20 protein-coding genes and 2 pseudogenes are annotated in these 20,588 nt (G+C 34.9%); 18 read left to right on the forward strand and 4 right to left on the reverse strand.

All coding sequences use genetic code 11. The features are described 5' to 3' along the window. The first annotated feature begins 33 nt into the window (after nt 1–33). The 12 genes from AC0L8O_RS08925 to AC0L8O_RS08980 all read left to right on the forward strand — a co-directional run bounded on the left by AC0L8O_RS08925 (nt 34) and on the right by AC0L8O_RS08980 (nt 11,445). Nucleotides 34–675, forward strand: coding sequence for an NUDIX hydrolase (locus AC0L8O_RS08925; protein ID WP_473447407.1), 642 nt, complete (start codon nt 34–36; stop codon nt 673–675). Nucleotides 676–1,057: 382 nt separating this feature from the next. Then, nucleotides 1,058–1,678, forward strand: coding sequence for a DUF3298 and DUF4163 domain-containing protein (locus AC0L8O_RS08930; RefSeq protein ID WP_473447408.1), 621 nt, complete (start codon nt 1,058–1,060; stop codon nt 1,676–1,678). 160 nt (nt 1,679–1,838) lie between these two features. Next, nucleotides 1,839–2,216, forward strand: a complete 378-nt coding sequence (locus tag AC0L8O_RS08935; RefSeq protein ID WP_473447409.1) for a GntR family transcriptional regulator — start codon at nt 1,839–1,841, stop codon at nt 2,214–2,216. Then, nucleotides 2,216–3,097 carry an ABC transporter ATP-binding protein gene (locus AC0L8O_RS08940; RefSeq protein WP_473448781.1) on the forward strand — a complete coding sequence of 294 codons (882 nt, stop codon included), beginning with the start codon at nt 2,216–2,218 and terminating at the stop codon, nt 3,095–3,097. The genes AC0L8O_RS08935 and AC0L8O_RS08940 overlap by 1 nt, the downstream gene beginning before the upstream one ends. Then, nucleotides 3,078–3,686, forward strand: a complete 609-nt coding sequence (locus AC0L8O_RS08945; RefSeq protein ID WP_473447410.1) for an ABC-2 transporter permease — start codon at nt 3,078–3,080, stop codon at nt 3,684–3,686. The genes AC0L8O_RS08940 and AC0L8O_RS08945 overlap by 20 nt, the downstream gene beginning before the upstream one ends. Nucleotides 3,687–3,985: 299 nt before the next feature. Next, the gene (locus tag AC0L8O_RS08950) at nt 3,986–5,647 is read left to right on the forward strand and encodes a glycoside hydrolase family 13 protein (RefSeq protein WP_473447411.1); all 1,662 of its coding nucleotides are present in this window, start codon (nt 3,986–3,988) and stop codon (nt 5,645–5,647) included. Nucleotides 5,648–5,709: 62 nt separating this feature from the next. Continuing rightward, a complete protein-coding gene (locus AC0L8O_RS08955) occupies nt 5,710–7,350 on the forward strand; it encodes a PTS transporter subunit IIBC (RefSeq protein ID WP_473447412.1) in 1,641 nt (546 codons plus the stop codon). 3 nt (nt 7,351–7,353) lie between these two features. Beyond that, the gene (locus AC0L8O_RS08960) at nt 7,354–8,139 is read left to right on the forward strand and encodes an endonuclease/exonuclease/phosphatase family protein (RefSeq protein WP_473447413.1); all 786 of its coding nucleotides are present in this window, start codon (nt 7,354–7,356) and stop codon (nt 8,137–8,139) included. A gap of 24 nt (nt 8,140–8,163) precedes the next feature. Further along, nucleotides 8,164–8,646, forward strand: coding sequence for a PTS sugar transporter subunit IIA (locus tag AC0L8O_RS08965; protein WP_473447414.1), 483 nt, complete (start codon nt 8,164–8,166; stop codon nt 8,644–8,646). A 167-nt stretch (nt 8,647–8,813) separates the two neighbouring features. Further along, the gene (locus AC0L8O_RS08970; protein ID WP_473447416.1) at nt 8,814–9,686 is read left to right on the forward strand and encodes a LysR family transcriptional regulator; all 873 of its coding nucleotides are present in this window, start codon (nt 8,814–8,816) and stop codon (nt 9,684–9,686) included. 299 nt (nt 9,687–9,985) lie between these two features. Beyond that, nucleotides 9,986–10,876 carry an AEC family transporter gene (locus tag AC0L8O_RS08975; protein ID WP_473447417.1) on the forward strand — a complete coding sequence of 297 codons (891 nt, stop codon included), beginning with the start codon at nt 9,986–9,988 and terminating at the stop codon, nt 10,874–10,876. A gap of 68 nt (nt 10,877–10,944) precedes the next feature. Next, complete coding sequence (locus tag AC0L8O_RS08980; protein WP_473447418.1) at nt 10,945–11,445, forward strand: LURP-one-related/scramblase family protein; 501 nt, start codon at nt 10,945–10,947, stop codon at nt 11,443–11,445. Between the two features lie 169 nt (nt 11,446–11,614). Here the strand turns inward: AC0L8O_RS08980 and AC0L8O_RS08985 are convergent. Next, nucleotides 11,615–12,621 (reverse strand): annotated as a pseudogene (locus tag AC0L8O_RS08985) (DUF3231 family protein). Between the two features lie 243 nt (nt 12,622–12,864). On the opposite strand from AC0L8O_RS08985, the gene AC0L8O_RS08990 reads away from it, so the two are divergent. The 3 genes from AC0L8O_RS08990 (at nt 12,865) to AC0L8O_RS09000 (ending at nt 15,022) form a co-directional block, all read left to right on the forward strand. Next, nucleotides 12,865–13,743 (forward strand): TolB family protein, encoded by an 879-nt coding sequence (locus AC0L8O_RS08990; protein WP_473447419.1) that lies wholly within the window; start codon nt 12,865–12,867, stop codon nt 13,741–13,743. 389 nt (nt 13,744–14,132) lie between these two features. Further along, complete coding sequence (locus AC0L8O_RS08995; protein WP_473447420.1) at nt 14,133–14,504, forward strand: VOC family protein; 372 nt, start codon at nt 14,133–14,135, stop codon at nt 14,502–14,504. 140 nt (nt 14,505–14,644) lie between these two features. Then, nucleotides 14,645–15,022 (forward strand): SET domain-containing protein, encoded by a 378-nt coding sequence (locus AC0L8O_RS09000; protein ID WP_473447421.1) that lies wholly within the window; start codon nt 14,645–14,647, stop codon nt 15,020–15,022. A 216-nt stretch (nt 15,023–15,238) separates the two neighbouring features. On the opposite strand, the pseudogene AC0L8O_RS09005 reads toward AC0L8O_RS09000, so the two are convergent. Further along, nucleotides 15,239–15,337 (reverse strand): annotated as a pseudogene (locus tag AC0L8O_RS09005) (DUF2975 domain-containing protein); the annotation flags it as partial. A gap of 149 nt (nt 15,338–15,486) precedes the next feature. Here AC0L8O_RS09005 and AC0L8O_RS09010 point away from each other — a divergent pair. After that, entirely contained in the window at nt 15,487–15,945 is a 459-nt protein-coding gene (locus AC0L8O_RS09010) for a hypothetical protein (protein ID WP_473447422.1), read from the forward strand. Nucleotides 15,946–16,146: 201 nt separating this feature from the next. Here AC0L8O_RS09010 and AC0L8O_RS09015 read toward each other — a convergent pair whose 3' ends face one another. Beyond that, complete coding sequence (locus AC0L8O_RS09015; RefSeq protein WP_473447423.1) at nt 16,147–17,310, reverse strand: serine hydrolase domain-containing protein; 1,164 nt, start codon at nt 17,308–17,310, stop codon at nt 16,147–16,149. A gap of 174 nt (nt 17,311–17,484) precedes the next feature. Continuing rightward, entirely contained in the window at nt 17,485–18,321 is an 837-nt protein-coding gene (locus AC0L8O_RS09020; protein WP_473447424.1) for a helix-turn-helix transcriptional regulator, read from the reverse strand. Nucleotides 18,322–18,500: 179 nt separating this feature from the next. On the opposite strand from AC0L8O_RS09020, the gene AC0L8O_RS09025 reads away from it, so the two are divergent. Beyond that, nucleotides 18,501–19,646, forward strand: a complete 1,146-nt coding sequence (locus AC0L8O_RS09025; RefSeq protein WP_473447425.1) for a Gfo/Idh/MocA family protein — start codon at nt 18,501–18,503, stop codon at nt 19,644–19,646. Next, entirely contained in the window at nt 19,643–20,539 is an 897-nt protein-coding gene (locus AC0L8O_RS09030; RefSeq protein WP_473447427.1) for a sugar phosphate isomerase/epimerase family protein, read from the forward strand. The genes AC0L8O_RS09025 and AC0L8O_RS09030 overlap by 4 nt, the downstream gene beginning before the upstream one ends. Nucleotides 20,540–20,588 lie beyond the last annotated feature (49 nt).

A 20,588-nucleotide genomic window follows, 5' to 3' on the forward strand; every position in this document is an offset into this window, starting at 1 on the left:
TATACGAAAAAATACGTTTCAGGGAGAATAATCATGAGTGAACAAGAAAAATTAAAGATTTTTGATGATCATCGAAACCATATAGGAGTCGCTTCCCGTAGTGAGGTACATAGACTTGGGCTTTGGCATGAAGTATTTCACTGTTGGTTTATCAGTAATGATGAAGGAGTAGATTATATCTATTTACAGCTTCGTAGTAAAAGTAAAAAAGACTATCCCGATCTATTAGATATCACGGCGGCCGGACATTTACTAGCTGACGAAACAGTTTTGGATGGAGTAAGAGAAATAGAAGAAGAAATAGGTGTAAGTGTCGATTTTTACGAGTTAATAAGTTTGGGAGAAATTCGGTATCAGGTGACGAAGGAAGGGTTTATTGATAAAGAACTAGCAAACGTTTTTTTATATAAAAGTGAATATACCTTTGATGATTTCACACTTCAATCAGAAGAAGTTGCAGGAATTGTAAAAGCAAAATTCACTGATTTTGCTCAACTGTGGCTTGGAGAAAAAAATGAAATTGAAATCAACGGTTTTGAAATAACGGATGAAGGTGAAAAATGTACCATTCGTAAACATGTAAGCAGGGATAAATTTGTACCACATGAAGTTTCTTTCTATAAAGAAGTGATACGAAATCTGCAAGAACATTGTTTTGACAGAATAGGGGGTTAAAAATGATTGGTTTACTTAGTCTTGGCAGTCTTGTGCTTGGACTTGTTGCATAGATCCTTCCAATTGTAACCATTGTACAGGTTGAAAATCAGAACAATAGGAAATGGATGACCCTCCCGCTTTGAGTAGAAGTGCATTGCTATTTAGCTATGTTTCCAAATTTTCTATAGCTATCATCTCGTACAAATTGGATTGGACACTGTGGGTGCTGTTGCATACGTTGGGGCCTATCTGCTCATTGTGACCTTACTATTAAATGGAAGTTACTTTGTTTATTTATCGTCGGAGAACAGAAAAATAGACTTCTTGTAAAGCCTTTAATTTTACTCATTTTTATTCAGTGAGAGAATACAATGAGTAAAAAATAAGAAGGTGAACAAAAATGTCCTTTTCATTACCTGTGGCCACAAAAACAGTAAAGATTAGCAGTGCGCCGAAAAAGACAGTCGTTTATCCGAGAGTTGTTCGCATGCAAAATCAACGATTGCAATTATCTATCAACCAGATGATTGTATATACAGCGCAGCAGTTAATCGATCAACAAGTTGGAAATATGCCAAGTACGGTTGAAGAAATGCTCGGACAATATGAGATTAAGAACAACCAACGTCAAGTACTAAGCTTATCCCTTTCAAATTATACGTATCATGAAAAAGCGGCACATGGGTTAACGATTAGTAAGTCTTTAACATTTGATCTCAATAAGGGAAAGCTTTGTAACCTTAAAGATTTATTTAAACCTGGAAGTGATTATATAAAAACTCTCTCAAGCATCATCCAGGCGCAAATAAAAGAGCGCGATATTCCCATTCTGAATAGTTTTACAACAATTGCGCCAAATCAGGATTTTTACATGGCTGATAAAGCGTTGGTTATCTATTTTCAACTTTATGACATCACTCCATATGTTTTTGGTTTTCCAATGTTCCCCATATCTGTTTATGAAATTCAAGATATTATAGATGAAGATGGACCTCTTGGCCGAATGGCTGTTAACCATTAGTTTTTCAACATACAAAGCAAAGTAAAAAGGTAATAGGAACGATAAACTCGCCAAATTAATGGTGAGTTTTCTTTTTTATTAAAACATATTGAAATTCCCTTCCAGTTTGTATATATTGTATATAAAGTATATATACAATATTTCACGTAGAGGTATGTGCATGCAAATTATTATTTCGAATAACTCAAAAGAACCATTTTATGAGCAGATTTATACCCAGATAAAAAAGCATATTTTATCTAATGAATTGAAAGCGGGACAATCATTACCCTCCATGCGTCAATTAGCAAAAGATTTAGATATAAGTGTAATTACAACAAAACGAGCTTATGAAGAGCTTGAAAAAAATGGTTTTATTTATTCTGTAGTAGGAAAGGGCTCGTTCGTGTCTGAACAAAATAATGAAATGATCCGCGAACGCAAAATGAAAGTAATCGAAGAACAGTTAATGGCAGCGATTCAAAATAGTAAAGAAATTGGGATAAACTTATCAGAATTAAATGAATTACTAACGATGCTATATAAGGAGGATACATGATGGAAAATGTCATTGAATTACATCATGTCAATAAAGCTTTTAAAGGATTTCAATTGAAAGATTTTTCACTTTCAGTGAAGAAAGGCTTTGTTACAGGGTTTATTGGAGGTAACGGAGTTGGGAAGTCGACAACGATTAAATTGATTATGAATCTATTACAACCTGACAGTGGAACCATTTCTGTCTTTGGAATGGATTACAAAAAGCATGAGAAAGAAATTAAACAACGGATTGGATTTGTGTGTGATGGCAACATGTTTTATGAAAATGTTACATTAAACGAAATGAAGAAACTAATGAAACCTGCATATAAAAATTGGGACGATGGATTATTTACTCAATATGTAGATAGGTTCGAACTGCCTTTAAATAAGCATATCAAAACGTTCTCAAAGGGCATGATGATGAAAACTTCTTTAACGTTTGCTTTATCACATCATGCGGATTTAATTATAATGGATGAACCAACATCTGGATTAGATCCAGTATTTCGCAGGGAACTGTTAGAACTCCTTCATGATGTAATGATGGACGGAGAAAAAACAATCTTTTTTTCAACACATATTACAACAGATTTAGATAGAATAGCAGATTACATTACTTTTATACATAACGGCCAGCATGTTTTTACAAAAGAGAGTTATAAAATCGCGGAAGATTATGCCATTGTAAAAGGAGAAATCAATTTATTAGATCGTGATACAGAGCGCGAATTTATAGCTGTTCGAAAATCCAATCACGGATTTGAAGCATTAGCAACGAATAAACAACGGATACATGATATTTTTGGGAAGACAGTCATCTTTGAAAAACCAACACTTGAGGATATTATGTTTTATACAAAGAAAGGAAAAAGTGACCATGTTACATCTTATTTGTAAAGATATTCTCTTACAGAAAAAAATACTATTAATTTTATTACCTGCTCTATTAATCTACTTATTTTTAGGAACTTCAACCATGTGGGTAGGGATTATTTTTAGTATTGCAATTATTATGAATGCTTTTTCAATTGATGAAAAAACCTCAGTAAAGACATTATTGAACACTTTGCCATATACACGAAAAGAAATCGTTAGTGCCAAATACTTAGGTGCAATTGTTTTTACATGTTTGGTTCTCTTGACGATTTTTATTGGGAATTGGTTGATGCATAGAGAATTCGTACAATGGAGACAAATGGCATTGACTATTGGTTTTGTTGTCTTGTTTATTTCAATTGCTTTTCCTTTTTCGTATTTTCTAAAAAGTCAGTACTTAATGATCGCATCAATATTCGCATTTGTCGTCTATATGGTTATTGTGAATTCTTTTATTGTAGATCTTAATGATAGAATAAGGGAATTGACTAAAACATTCTTATCTTTTAATAATGTACAGATTTATTTATACATGATGATAACAGTAGGGTTCATTTACATGATTTCATGGCTGCTGTCGATCCGGATTTATAAAAGGAAAGTATTTTAAGGATATAAGTGCATCTAGTTTTACTGGATGCCTTTTTTCTGTTAATTGCTTCAATAACACTTACGTAATATCTAATAATTCACAGACAAACATGCAAACGATTGTCCCGAAATTAAAATTAGTAGGATGGAATCTCTGCATAATAGAGTGAAACTTATAACTTATAAAGCAAAATTAGTCGTGTAAATAAACTTTATTGAAAACCTTAACAAAAAAATTACGAAAATTTTAATGCAAACGGTTGCTCAAAATCTCATAGTCTGATATATTAGTTTTTAGATTACGAGGAGGAATGCATCATGAATAGAATATGGTGGAAAGAAGCAGTTGCTTACCAAATCTACCCTCGCAGCTTTATGGATGCTAATGGTGATGGAATTGGTGACCTGAAAGGCATTATGTCAAAGCTGGATTATTTGCAGGATTTAGGAATTGACGTGATTTGGATTTGTCCAATTTATACATCACCAAATGATGATAATGGGTATGATATTAGTGATTATAAAGGAATTATGGAAGATTTCGGAACAATGGCCGATTTTGATCAACTTTTAACAGAAGTTCATAAGCGCGGGATGAAATTAATTATGGATTTGGTTATTAACCATACATCTGATGAACATCCTTGGTTTATTGAATCTCGTTCATCAAAAGAAAATCCTTATCGAGATTATTATATATGGCATCCGGGTGAAGGTGGGGAACCTAATAACTGGGAATCGATTTTTGGAGGTTCTGCTTGGGAATATGATCCAGAGACGAAAGAATATTTTATGCATGTTTTCTCTCGCAAACAGCCGGATTTAAACTGGGAAAATCCGAATGTCAGAAACGATTTATATGAAATGGTCAATTGGTGGCTTGATAAGGGAATTGATGGTTTTCGGGTTGATGCGATATCACATATTAAAAAAGTTGCAGGTTTCCCTGATTTACCAAATCCAAAGAACCTTAAATATGTTCCATCATTCGAAGGACATATGAATCGAGAGGGGATTGATGTATTTCTTCAGGAGCTGAAACGGGAAACGTTTGCTAAATATGACATTATGACTGTTGGTGAAGCAAATGGTGTAAAGCCAAATCAGGCGGATGAGTGGGTTGGAGAAGAAAAAGGCGTTTTTAATATGATTTTTCAATTTGAACATTTAGATCTCTGGGGAAAAAGCGTATCTGGAGGAATCGATCTTAAAGCATTGAAAGAAACGTTTAACGCATGGCAAACAGCACTTGATGGAAAAGGCTGGAATGCATTGTTTCTAGAAAATCATGATCAACCTCGTTCTGTTTCTACATGGGGAAACAGTGAAGAATACCGTGATCAATCAGCTAAATGTCTTGCGACGATGTATTTTCTCATGCAAGGAACACCGTTTATTTACCAGGGTCAAGAAATCGGAATGACCAATGTTAAGTTTCCATCAATTGATGACTATAATGATGTTGCGATCAAAAATTTGTATCAAAACGGAATCGAAGATGGTCAAAGTCATGAAGAGTTAATGGAGATTATTTGGAAAAACGGTCGTGATAATTCAAGAACACCTATGCAATGGACAGATAGTCAGAATGCCGGTTTTACAAAAGGGCAACCTTGGTTAAAAATAAATCCGAATTTCACCGATATTAATGTAGAACATGCGATGAATAATCAAGATTCCATTTATTATTACTATAAGAAATTGATTCAATTACGAAAAGAGCATTTGACCCTCGTGTATGGTAGTTTTAAGCTTATATTGGAAGAGCATAACCAAATTTTTGCTTATTTAAGAACATGGAAAGATGAAACATTCCTAATTATGACAAATCTTTTTGATAAAGAAACATCATATCAACTGCCTGCTGAATGTCAACATCAAAATGCCGAATTGTTGATTGGAAATGAAAACGTTTCGGAAACGTCTGTTATGAATGGTGTTTTAAAACCTTTTGAAGCAAGAGTGTATCGATTAACATAACATTTTGCAACCGTTTGTAGAAACGGTTGCCTGTATACTGAATTGATAGGGAGAGAAAACAGATGAAATTTATATCCTTTGAATTTTGGCAAAAATTCGGAAAAGCATTACTTGTTGTTGTAGCGGTTATGCCGGCTGCCGGAATCATGATTTCACTTGGTAAACTAATTGGAATGGCAAGTGGAGATATAGCGTTGGTGCAAACGATTGCTTTAGTGATGGAGGAAATCGGTTGGGGAATTATTGGGAATCTTCACATTCTATTTGCAGTGGCAATTGGGGGATCGTGGGCGAAAGAACGTGCAGGTGGTGCATTTGCAGCACTGATTGCGTTTGTTCTAATTAATCGAATTACAGGTGCTATTTTTGGTGTTAACAGTGAGATGTTAAATGATCCTGAAGCGACTGTTACTTCCCTTTTTGGAAGTGAATTAATTGTCAAAGACTATTTCGTTTCTATTCTTGGTGCACCAGCCTTAAATATGGGTGTGTTTGTAGGGATCATTTCCGGTTTCTTAGGAGCAAATATCTTTAATAAATATTATAACTATGACAAACTGCCACAATCGCTTGCTTTCTTCAATGGAAAGCGTTTTGTCCCGTTTGTTGTAATCGTAGGTTCTATTGTAACAGCAATCATTCTTTCAGTAGTTTGGCCATTTATTCAAGGTCTTCTAAATGACTTTGGCCGCTGGATTGCTTCATCACGTGAAACAGCTCCGGTTATTGCTCCGTTTATTTTCGGAACATTGGAAAGGCTTTTATTACCGTTCGGTTTACACCATATGTTAACTGTACCAATGAACTATACAGAGTTGGGCGGAACATACACAATATTAACAGGTTCAAGTGCAGGGACAACGGTTTCAGGACAAGATCCTTTATGGCTTGCGTGGATCGCTGATTTAAATAATTTACTTGCTGCAGGCGATACTGCAGGATATGAAGCATTATTAAATGAAGTAACACCTGCTCGATTTAAAGTTGGTCAAATGATTTTATCATGTGCATCATTAATTGGTATTGCGCTTGCGATGTATAAAAATGTTGATAAAGATAAACGCACAAAATATAAATCAATGTTCTTTTCTGCTGGATTAGCAGTATTTTTAACAGGTGTTACAGAACCGATTGAATTTATGTTTATGTTTGTGGCACCAGTTCTTTATGTGGCCTACGCGATTATGACAGGACTAGCTTTTGCGATTGTTGATATTGTTCATATTCGAATTCATTCCTTTGGCATCATCGAATTATTAACAAGAACACCGATGATTATGAAAGCGGGCTTATGGTTGGATTTCGTGTATTTTGTCGTCGCTTGTTTACTATTCTTTGCAATGAACTTCTTTGTTGCGAATTTTATGATTAAAAAGTTTAGATACGCGACACCAGGAAGATTAGGAAACTATATTGAAGAGGAAGCTCCTTCTACTTCACAAGGCAGTGCGAAGGAACAGGATAATTCACTTGCAACAACAGTGATCGGTTTATTAGGTGGAAAAGATAATATCGAAGAAGTTGATGCATGTATGACACGACTTCGCGTTACGATAATTGATATGAATGCGGTTGCTTCCGAACAAGAGTGGAAACAAAATGGAGCACTTGGCTTAATCCTGAAAGGAAAAGGTGTTCAAGCCATTTATGGACCAAAAGCTGACGTATTAAAATCAGATATACAAGACCGTTTAGGGGTTTAAACAATGAAATTATTAACACTTAATTGCCATTCTTGGCAGGAAGATGATCAATTTGAGAAAATAACGATTTTAGCTGAAACCATTCAGGAAAAGTCATATGATGTGATCGCCCTACAGGAAGTAAGTCAATCCATCGAGTCGGAAATCATTGATGGACAAGTAAAAAAAGATAATTTTGTTAAAGTTTTACTTGAAGAATTAAAAAAACTGGGTAATACCCACTATCAATTTGTTTGGGATTTTTCCCATATAGGATATGAAAAGTATGAAGAGGGTGTGGCACTATTAACAAAACATCCGATTGAAAAAGCAACCTCCTTTTTTATTAGTCAGTCAGAAAATACGGAGTATTGGAAAACAAGAAAAATTGTTGGGGCGAACATCAGAATAGAAGATGAAACCTTTAGCTTTTATTCTTGCCACCTTGGCTGGTGGGGGGATGAGGAAGAACCGTTTAAACAACAAATCGATTCTTTATGTGATAAGGCGAATGGAAACGGAAAGTATTTCCTAATGGGTGACTTTAATAATGGTGCACATATTAGAGGCGAAGGATATGATTATTTGTTGGGCAAAGGTCTCTATGATTCTTACACATTATCTAAAGAGAAAGATTCCGGGGTAACGGTTGCCGGTAAGATTGCCGGTTGGGATAAAAACAAACGTGATTTACGTATTGATTATATTTTTTCAAACTTTCCAGTTAACGTAAAAAACTCTTCTGTTATTTTTAACGGGGAAAATAAACCGGTTATATCGGATCATTTTGGGGTAGAAATTACTATCTAATCAAAAAGTAAGGAGAGAGCCGACATGTTCAAATTGTTTACACAAAAAAAGGAATCAATTCATGCTCCTTTAACAGGAAAATCAGTTGCACTGGAACAAGTTCCGGATCCTGTTTTTTCTGAAAAAATGATGGGAGATGGAATAGCCATCGAACCAACACAAAATCAAGTATATTCACCAGTTGATGGTGAGGTCGTAAGTGTATTTCCAACGAAACACGCGATCACCATTCGTTCAAAATCCGGTGCAGAGCTCCTTATTCACATGGGACTGGAAACAGTGAAATTAAATGGAGAAGGGTTCCAAGTTCATGTTTCGGAAGGTGACAAAATTAAAAAAGGAAATCCTATAGCGGAATTTGATATTCAAAAAGTATCAAATACTGGAACAAAAATCATTACGCCGATCATTCTACTAAATGGTGAACATTTTAAAATAGAAAATAAACAAAACAATCAGTCCGTTTCTGGCGGTCAAGATGTGATTATGGAAATTACGAAAATTTAATAGTTAAATTTTATGAGGTCTTAGTTGATATTCAACTAAGACCTCTTTTTATTGGTTAGGACTAGGTTCAACAAAAGAAGAAACAAAGGTATAATGGAAATAATCAAGTAGAATGGTAGAAACAAACTAGCCAAACTAGCTAACTAGTTAATCGTTGGAGGAAACAAATGGAAGAACGTGACTGGCTGATCTTAAAGGTTCTTTATGAAAAAAAGAACATTACGAAGACAGCACAAAGTTTATATATATCACAGCCATCATTAACAAAAAGAATTCAACAAATAGAAAAACAGTTTGATGTGGCGATCATTAAACGGGGAGCAAAAGGTGTTCATTTTACACCACAAGGTGAATATCTAGTAAAATGTGCAGATGAAATGCTTAGTCGTCTTTGTGAAATGAAAGAAACAGTCCAAAATATGTCTCAGGAGGTAGGTGGAACATTACGTTTGGCGGTGTCGAATTATATGACAAGACACAAACTGCCGGGTCTTTTAAAGGAATTTCGTGAACAATTTCCGAATGTAAACTACAAGGTAACAACAGGTTGGAGTCATGAAGTGTATCATCTTGTTTATAACCAAGATGTTCATATTGGAATTGTGCGGGGAGACTATCATTGGGCAGATGCCAAGCAGCTGCTTTTTGAAGAAACGATTTGTATAGCCTCAAGAGAGAAAATCGACCTTAAGGATTTGCCAACATTACCGAGAATCCAATATGAAACAGATATGACATTGAAAACATTAGTCGATAATTGGTGGACAGGAACCTTTTCCTCACCTCCATTCATTGGAATGGAAGTGGACAAAGCAGATACGTGCAAGGAAATGGTAGTAAATGGTTTAGGTTATGGAATTCTCCCAAGCGTCCTTGTTGAAGATCATCCGGATCTTCATTGTATACATTTGAAAAACGAAAAGGGCCTTCCTCTTATAAGAAAAACATGGATGCTTTATCATGAAGAATCTCTTGAGATGAAGGTTGTAAAAGAATTTGTTGATTATGTAAAAGAACTTGATTTTAAGGTTGATATTTAAATCATGGTTATCCTGCCATGATTTTTTTTACTATCAGAAAGAATTTAAATTTTATGGAGGATAGTTAAGAAAAACTAAGGCTCTCGCCAATAGAACTTGGCGACAAGCCAAGTTTTTCTAATTAGCATTATTCGTTTTTTGAATACCTTTCGATAAAATATTTATATTTCAGTAAAACTTTTTTTATTTATATAATTTAGATACAGAGAATCAATAAGGATCAATAATGGCTCTTGTGTAAATGGTAATGGAGGTTTGTACAATATGAACGTTTTTTTCTTATTTTATTACATGTTATTTTGCCAGTTTTTTCGTTAGTTGGTCTTGGTGTATTTCTACATCGGAAATTCACCTTTGATATGGGAACATTATCAAAACTAAATACGTATCTTCTTTTGCCGGCTGTCGGTTTTGCTAATGTTTATGAAAGTAAGATGGGAGGGGACATACTTCTGCAGATCCTTAGCTTTCTTGCGTTACAAAGTCTTTGTCTAATCATCATAACAACAGTCATTTCAAAGGTGTTTAAATTCGAGAATAGACTATCATCCACTTTTAAAAATAGTGTTGTATTAATTAACTCAGGTAATTTCGGATTACCTGTAAGCCAGCTTGTGTTTCAGCATAACCCTTTAGGTGCGTCTATCCAAATTGTTGTGATGGTATTTCAAAATCTCCTAACATACACTTACGGGTTGTTTAATTCCGTTTCAGTTGGTAGTAATAAATTACAAGCCATGAAGGCATTTTTCAAAAATCCTGTAATCTATGCCTTTTTCTTAGGGATGTTCCTTCATGTGACAGCTATTAAAGTACCTGAGTACATTTGGACACCGATCGAAACAGTTTCAAATGCGTTTTTGGCGATCGCCCTTATTACACTTGGTGCTCAGAGTGCCTTTTTGAAAATTAACCATTTATCACTTCCATTGATTCTAAGCCTTATCGGTAGACTGGTCATATCTCCTTGTCTTGCCTTCGTCTTTATCTCTATTTTTCAATTGGAAGGAATCACAGCACAAGCTTTGTTTATCGCAAGTTCATTTCCGACTTCCAGAAATAGTTCTTTACTTGCTTTGGAATATGACAATCACCCAGACTATGCTGCCCAAACAGTCTTACTGTCAACGATAGGAAGTATGATCACAGTGACAGTGGTCGTGTATCTTTCAAAGATTTTATTTCCGTAGGCGGAAATATGAAACTTTCAACATGTTAAAACGTATTTCTATAAATAGCATTTTGAAGGTGGTGCAGGATGAAACAACTCTATATAAAGCAGAAAGTATTCAGTCTAAGCGGCAAGTTTACGGTGAAGGATCAGCAGGAGAATGATGTTTATTATGTGGAGGGAAGCTTTATGCAAATTCCAAAGACTTTCTCCATTATGAATTCAGCAAGAGATGAAGTTGCATTGATTTCGAAAAAGGTATTTAGCTTTTTACCGACGTTTTTAGTTGAGGTAAATGGTCGTGAGGTGTTAACGATCAAGAAAGAGTTCTCATTCTTTAAAGCTCGTTATACGATTGATGCGGCAGGTATTGAGGTACAGGGAAACTGGTGGGATATGGATTTTCAAATTTTACAGAATGGTGAAGTGATCGGTAATGTGAGCAAGGAGTGGTTCAGTTGGGGTGATAGCTATAAGGTCCAAATTTTGCAAGAAGAGATGGACGACATTATCATCGCGTTAGTTGTAGCCATTGATTGTGTGAAGGCTGATGATCAAGCAGCTGCTTCCTCAGCATCGACGATTTAACGTAGAACAAAGAGCCCATTTACGGTGAACCGAGTGGTAAAGTAGAGAGTTGAATTTTTACTGTAATGAGTTGTAGAAACAAACAGAAAAAATGACATAATGAGCCGTTTCTGTATACTAAAACCAACCTCTGAATTATGAGGTTGGTTTTAAAACATAGCATTGATTACTACTTTTGACGTGCAAGTTCATTTCTATTAGGGGCAAGGGGTGGTTGTTCTAACCATTTATTTTTCACCATTAAATCAAACCATTTCTTTGTTACCCTAAGATTTTTTAAAATCGTTCCTTCATATGTAGTAACAAGATCGGTTCGCATAGACGATGCAAGACCAGCTCCATGATAATTCTGTGCTGCTTGGAATAAGAATCCAATGTGATACAGCATCAATTTATCAGAAAAAGGGGATTCAGTCGAGGTTGTCACTTCTGTTTCCCAAGATTTTGGAACAGGTAAATTATCTGCTTGCATGATTTTTGCTAATGCTTTTATTTGTCCATCTGCTGTCTTCTCTGAATCGGTTAAAAAATTACTTACCTCTTTAGACTGAGCAACTTGACTGAATGCAATAGAAAGTGTTTTAGCCATTATGCTTTTTTTAGGTTGAAGGAAATACTAATGATCTCTGTTGCCGCTAATGTTCTGCCTTTTCCAAAAAAGCCATCGGTGAAGTCTTTATCTGTAATATATTCAGGATTTTCGGCTGGATAGAATAAAGGATCTCTTTGGAAATTACCTTTTTCAAGTAAAAGTTCTATCGTTTGATGATACATATTTTTTGCATCATTATTAAATGAATCATAAAGTAATCTTAAGTCTTTTCTCACAGATACACCTAAGGAAGTACTGTGACCGAGCAAACCATGTAACGTCATAACATGTAAGTAATTCAGACAAAAAATATCTGTGAATAATCTTTGTTTTCCTTTAAAAAGGTCAGTTTCAGAAAATCCAATTGGAACAGGAAAGCCCTCGTTCTTCAATAATGAACTCATTTGTTCCTTTTGCCCTTTAAATACTTCTATAGCCTCTGCAAAAACTGCTTTAATTTGCTCGTCCTCAATAATTGAGAACATATATTTATTAACTACATCAGTCATCGTACCATTAACAAACTCTCCCCATAGAGATCCTATTTCAGAAGATGTAAGCCTTAATTGATCTTTATCCAACATATTCACCTCAACACTTATTACATTCTGTTTGATTATTTAGATTTAAAAATATTATATCCAAACTTATCAATTCAATGTATAAGTAGGTTCATGAAGAAAGATATGGCTAATCGTTAAAATGCATAGAGCTTTTTATTTTTTATAGAGGATTAAGGTGTTAATAGGCGAATACTATGTAATTAGATAGGTGAATCAAACAGCCAACTCTAATTCTGACTAATGTTAAAAAAGGGGAGAATAAAGATGGATACACTGAAAGAACCATTTATTTTTCCAGTACGGGAAAACACAAAAAGTTACCTTGAAATCATACATATAGAAACTGGTGAAAGAGAAACGTTGGCAACATTTGATCAAGTTATTGAAGCACCAAATTGGACTCGTGATGACAGGCTTATTTATAACAGTGGTGGGCATATTCACTCTTTTGATATCAATACGAATGAAAGGAATGTAATTGATTCGGGGTTTGCTTGCTTTTGTAATAACGACCATGTGTTATCTCCGGACGAATCTCAAATTGCTGTTAGTCATCATACGTTGGAAGATCGTCAATCTCGCATATATACGTTACCATTAAAGGGTGGTAATCCGACTCTCATTACACCGATGGCACCTTCTTATTTGCACGGCTGGTCACCAGATGGTAAAACATTAGCTTACTGTGCTGAACGGAACGGACAGTATGATATCTATACAATCCCAATAAGCGGAGGGGTTGAAAAGCAGTTAACCGATCTCCCGGGACTTGATGATGGTCCGGAATATTCTCCTGACGGCAGGCATATCTGGTTTAATTCAACTCGTTCTGGATTGATGCAAATTTGGCGAATGAATGCAGATGGCAGTGATCAGACGCAAATGACATATGAAGAAAGCAATAACTGGTTCCCACACGTGTCTCCAAATGGTGAAAAAGTAGTCTATCTTGCTTATCGTAAAGGAGACGTTGAACCTGGTGATCATCCACCTAATAAGGATGTTGAATTACGCATCATGTCAAGTTCCGGTGGTGAATCTCGCTTACTCCTAAAACTGTTTGGAGGACAAGGTACGATCAATGTGAATTCCTGGTCACCAGATAGCAAACAAATTGCTTTTGTGAGGTATGAATTTTTATAATTTCTAAAAACATTTAAATAGGTTGATTGGTACTCCAATCAACCATCAACACTAGCAAAAAGAGTTTTCTTTTTTAATTATACTTCACCTAACATGTTGGTAGAAAAATAATGATAGAGCTTAACTTAATGTATACTATTATGTAAGTATCAATATTGGGCAGAATGGCAATATCCACATTTTTCACAGAAAATAGTGCCTGATACATAATTGATTGAATATGGATTATCTTTATTACATTGTGGACAATATTTTACAATAGCTTTTGTCTTTTTTGTGATTGTCTTATACACGTAATCACCACCTTTTAATAAATTTATATGGCGTAAAGTGGATAAACATTCAAGACAAAGTAGTACATATACGAAAAAAAATTTAGGAGGAAAAACATGGAACTTGGAGCATTCTCTGTAAGTTTAAGTGTAAAAGATATTAACAAATCAAAATCATTTTACGAAAATCTGGGATTTGAAGTTTTGGGAGGAGATATTACGCAAAACTGGCTCATTATGAAAAATGAAAGCAGTGTAATTGGTCTTTTTCAAGGAATGTTTGAAGATAATATTCTCACCTTTAATCCGGGATGGAATCAAAATGCTGAAAATCTTGATTCGTTTACTGACATTCGAGATATCCAAAAACAACTTAAATCAAAAGGAATGAATTTATTATCAGAAGCAGATGAAACAACCGAAGGCCCTGCTAGTTTTACAATTAAAGACCCCGATGGTAATCTCATTCTTTTAGATCAACACAGATAATCATAAGATAAATAGTTGTTTTCTTTACCGAATCAAACAAAAAACAACAAAGTTTGCGGAAAACGTTTTAAAGTAAAGCTAATTGCTTACATTAATGTTATAGTTAATACAATAACTTTAAAAGTGAGAAGGCGACTAACATGATTGAGATAAAAACTTCGCAACTAAGTGATGGAGAATTTAATAGAGGGGTATTTGCTAAAAACGATATTAAAAAAGGACAACTTCTACATGAAGCACCTGTTATTGCATATCCGAATGATGAGCATAAATACATAGAAAAAACCCTGCTTGCTGATTACGCTTTTGAGTATGGGATAAATCATACTGCTATTCTTCTTGGTTATGGAATGTTATTCAATCATTCTTATGAACCAAATGCAACATACGAAATTAATTTTGACAATCATACATTCGATTTCTTTGCTTATACGGATATAAAAGCAGGAGATGAGATCCTCATTAACTATAACGGCGATGTAGATGACAAAGAAAAGCTTTGGTTTGATAAAGATTGAAGATAGCAAATACCAAAAAGAAGCATTTTTCATTGAAAAATGCTTCTTTTTATTGTAAAAATTTAAAAATACCCTTTATTAATAATTATTTATTGAAAAACAATAAATTGTAGGTTAAAATCATACTGACAATAATGAAGAGAGGTGCTATGTATGAATCGTGGAACAACATTATTTTTAAAAATAGCTGTTATCCTAATTGGAATCCCGGTTCGCATAGAAGATACTGATTGTAAATGCACAAAACTTTATCTTCTTTAAAGCATTTACAGAAATTTGTGAGAACGCATTGTTCCTGTCAATATAGTTCAAAAGTAGGGATGCCACTCTTTTATTTAATGGCAGAAATTCCATTGATTCGGATATAGTGTTTTAAAATCACCTTGTGCTATGGGATTCAAATGAATTCCGTGTTGGTCGACTGCTTCAAGTTCACTTAAATATGTTCCATCACTAAAAGCTGGTTGTTACTTGGATCAAATGATGGAGAGGATTGGGAAGTTCTTGATCGAAAAGAACATGTTCATTTTAAATGGAGGAGATACACAAAAGCTTTTACAATCGAAAATCCAGGTGCTTTTTCATACTATCGATTTGAATTCATTGATAATGGTGTATCAAATGTAACCTCTCTTTCCCAAATTGAATTGCTCGGGTTTGATCATCTATTAGAAAATTACAAGTGTGTGAAATCCATAGCGGAAAAAATAGAAAATAGCGAAATTCAAAATCAAGTAAAACATCATTTATCACGTTCATACGAATATTTACAACAAAACAAATTAAATCTATCTATTATAGAATTAGAGGCTTGTATCAATGTGACCAACCAACTAAATGCTGGAAAAGATTCTGGAAAGAAAGAACAATTGAACGCCAATATACATGCGCTGATTTTTGTTTTAAAAAAGTTATTCATATAAAAAAAAATGCAGTGTAGAAGGAGATAAATAATATGGATTTTTGGAGATTCACGGAGAAAGAATAATCCTAAAAACAAGGGCTTCCCATTTTAGTTGGAAGCCCTTTCTTCAATTTTAAAAACCACATCTTCATGTGGAAGTTTATTTCCAACAATGAAGGTGTGGTTAGGCGGTATTTCCTCTAGAGGAAGTCGTATTCTCTCAAATCGAACTATAAATAACCGAGCGAAGCCGTGGGTGATGGTAAGCTTCAAAGTTAGGGAACATTTGCTGCATATACACAGCAGAGAGTTTTTCTTTTGGGTCGATCATGACCCATGTGCCAGCTAATCCACACCATCCGAATTCTCCAATTGAACTGTTACTGCCAGCTAATGGCGGATTGTTCATGACTCTGACACCCAATCCATAACCATAACCCTTCAGATAATCCCAATTATAGGATGGCAACACCTCTGGCTGTAGATGGTTGGTGGACATTAGTTCAATCGTCTTCCTACCTAAAATTTTGACACCGTTATGCTCTCCGCCGTTTGCCAACATGTGGGCAAATCGACTATAGTCGCCTAACGTAGACAGCAACCCTCCGCCTCCGCTTTCAAACTTGGCTTCTGGCTGATAACTCCCGTCCATTAATGAATTTTTGGTTAACTCTCCATTTTCATTACGATTGTAAAGGCTGCAAAGACGCGCTTTTTTCTCCTCGGGAATCTTGAAAAATGTATCCTTCATTTCCAAAGGATCAAAAATTTCATCTTTTAAAAACGTTCCAAAGGATTTACCGGACAGAACTTCAATCAGTGCTCCCAAGACATCATGGCTATAACCATAGTGCCATTTTGTCCCAGGTTCAAAGGCTAGTGGAATATCGCTTAGCATTTTGGAGAGGGTTCTTACATCTAAAATCTCAGAACCTTTGTCGTTGTTGTAGTTATTGAGTGCTAGTTTTACCTGACGTTCGGTTTCATTTCCTTCCCCTCCATAGGTTAAACCAGAGGTCATCGTGAAGAGATCTTTTACCCTGATTGATTTTGAAGAGGGAATGATCGACAAATCTTCGTTTTGATTTCTATGGTAAAATTTTGGTTCTTTGAATTCAGGAAGATACTCTTCAAGAGGATCGTTCAGCAAAAACATGCCCCGTTCATATAAAATAAGGGCAGCCACACATGTGATCACTTTGGTGTTTGAATAAATTCTATAAATCGTATCAGGTAAAATTGGTTTTCTCATTTCAAGGTCACTATAGCCAATAAAATCTTCAAATACTGTTTGCCCTTGATAGGTAACGGAACAGGCACATCCAGCCGGACCTTTCTCGACAAAGCTTTTTAATAATGGGTGTAGCTTTTCAAAAGATTTCAAACAGATTCCCCTCCTTATGAAGCGTAGAATTGCAGAAAAATAGATGATACTTCCATTTAACCATTTATTGCTATTTGTCACAAGATTCTATTTTTTAAGTGGAGGAGCTCATCAGTGATAGAGGCGGAGTTGTATCACAGCTTGAACAGGAAATGGGATGTTTCCATGTCATGTTTAGAATGGTATGTCTCTAAATTTTTTTGGAGACATGTTTACATGGTTTTTAAATGTTGTAACAAAATGAGAAGTATTATTGAATCCACAAACAGTAGATATTTCATTGATCGTCAAACTAGTATTGTGTAGGAGCTTCTTCGCATTATTAATTCGATAGTTAATTAAATACTGAATGGGTGAGCAGTCCATATGTTTTTTAAATATCCTTGTAAAGTAGTAAGAACTTAAGTATACGTGATTGGCAATATCTTCAAGTTTTATGTTTTCTGTATGGTGATTCTCCAAGAAAAGGATCGCTTGTTTTATTTTATTTTCCGTTGAGTCGTTGGAAAAATTAGAGAATTGATTCAGTTCATAAAGTATTTTTTGGATCGTGATCGAAACACTATGTTCATCAACTTCATTTTGTTCAGCCATTTTTAAAATAAGTTTCACATAATCAAGAATAATATGATTGTCATACATAGGGTATACACTACCGTTTTTACCATAAAGGAGGTCGAAATATTCTCTACTTGAATTACCGGTAAAATGGAAGAAATCAAAAATCGTTTCTTCTTCTGCATGATAGGAGTGTGGGTGATAACAATCGAGAAATACAAAGGTGCTTGCAGGTGCCATAAATTGACGATCTTTATAAGTGAAATTCATTTTCCCTTTTTTTACATATAAAAATAAAAAACTATTAAAATTCTCTCTACTCACCTTATATTTTTCACTACAATAAAATGTCCCTGAATAAATGAGGTAATAAAGTGCTTTTTTGGCAAATTCATTTGTCATCGTAAAAAACATTTTAGATTGGGGTAACGTTCCTTTATCCTTTATCTTCATAAAACACATCACCTCGAAACATTTTCTATTAAACTATTTACTACTAAGTTACATCAAAAGGATTTTTTTAGAAAGAGCAATATTCCTAAATTTTTAGGCAATATAGAGTAATGACTGTTTTGGATGCCTGTAATAAGATTAAAGCATCATCAACAATAATAAATGTAGGAGGAGTTTTAATGGACGTAAGAATTGGACTTATAGGAGCAGGTTGGATGGGAAAGGCTCATACGAACGCTTTTGCAAACGCTTTAATGATCTTCGGACCTGATGCCGGTACACCTGTATTTGAAGTAGTTTCAGATGTTAGTGAAGATGCTGCAAAAATGGCAAGGGAACAATTGGGGTTTTTAAGATGTACATCGGATTGGAAAGAGGTTGTAACAGATGAAAGAGTAGACATCATTGATATTGCCACACCTAATGCCTTTCATTATGAAATAGCAAAGGCAGCATTAGAAAATGGAAAACATGTTTATTGTGAAAAACCTTTAACATTGTCTGCTGAACAATCTGTAGAATTAGCGGAACTAGCAAAACAAAAAGGTGTTGTTAATTATGTAGGATATAACAATGTTATGAATCCGGCTAATGCCTATATAAAAGAGCTTGTCGATTCTGGTAAACTAGGCAAGATTGTTAAATTCACTGGAACGTATGACCAGGATGGGTTATTAGATGAATCCCTGCCTATTACATGGCGTCATATTAATAAATTTTCTGGATCTGGATCACTAGGCGACCTTGGTTCACATTTAATAAGTGTTTCACAATATATCCTTGGAAACATTCAATGTGTAAATGCATTATCAAAAATTGTCATAGAAGAAAGACCGGTATCTGCAGGATCATCAGAGTATGCCAAAGTAGAGAATGATGATGTGATCTCAATTCTAGCAAATTATGAAAATGGTGCAGTAGGCATGATTTCCTCAAGTAGAGTTGCGGCAGGAAGAAAGAATTACTTAACCTATGAAATACAAGGAACGGGAGGAACAGTTTATTATTCTCTTGAACGTATGAATGAAGTGAATGTGTATTTTACTTCCGACAATAGCAGGGATAGAGGGTTCAGAACGGTATTTCTAAGTCCTGAACACAAAGGATATTCCGCATTTTACCCTGCTGCAGGAATTGCGATTGGCTATAACGATATGAAGGTATTAGAGGCGCACGAACTCCTTTCTGCCGTAACAAAAAATACTCCATATGTATGTGATTTCGAGTTCGGAGCAAGTATTGATAAAACTGTAAGCGCCATCTTAACATCTGCTGAAGAAAAGAACTGGATTGATGTAAGTGAAAAAGGGGGAGTTATAGTATGAACATTAAAGTAGGCACTGCACCTGATTCATGGGGAGTATGGTTTCCAGAAAATGAAAAACAAACGCATTGGGAAAGATGTTTAGACGAGATGGAGAAAGCGGGATATCAAGGAGTAGAACTCGGCCCTTGGGGTTATCTTCCAAATGAGTATCATCAATTAAAGGAAGAATTAGATAAAAGAAACTTAACACTAACAGCGACAACATTAGTAGGTGATTTAACCTCTGATACTAAAACAGATGAAATGATTGCATTGCTAGACGAAATGAGCGAACTTCAATTAAAGTTTCCAACTGCTAAATATGTTGTTTTAATTGATGATTGTTATACAGATTTATTTACTGGTGAACTTGTTCGTTCCCCTGAATTAAATGAACAAGAATGGGAACAATTCATTACCAACGTTGATCGAATTAAAAACCATGCAAAATCTGAATACGGATTGGAAGTTGTTTTTCACCCACATGCTCAAAGTCACATCGAAACAGAGGAACAAATAGAAAAATTGTTACGGGATAGTGATGTAAATCTTTGTTTAGATACTGGACATCACGCTTATACAGACGGTGATCCTGTTGCTTTTATGAAAAAACATCACTTAAGAATACCATATCTTCATGTGAAAAGCTGTGATCTGGAAGTAAGAAAGAGAATGCAGGAAGAAGGGTGGTCTTTTGCAAAAGCAGTAAGCGAGGATATAATGTGTGAACCGGAAAAAGGGATCGTGGATTTTGAAGCCTTTGTACAATTGTTAAAGGAGATTAACTTTAATGGCTGGGCGATCGTGGAACAGGACATGTATCCGGCACCGTTTGAAAAACCTTATCCAATTGCCAAAAGAACCTATGAATATTTAGAAACATTACTGCAAAAAGAACAAATGAAAATATAAAAAAAGTAGATAAATCGGGGAGTACTTTGCAGACGAGGTACTTCCTGAA

Source organism: Metabacillus sp. KJ11-3 (genome assembly GCF_055808295.1).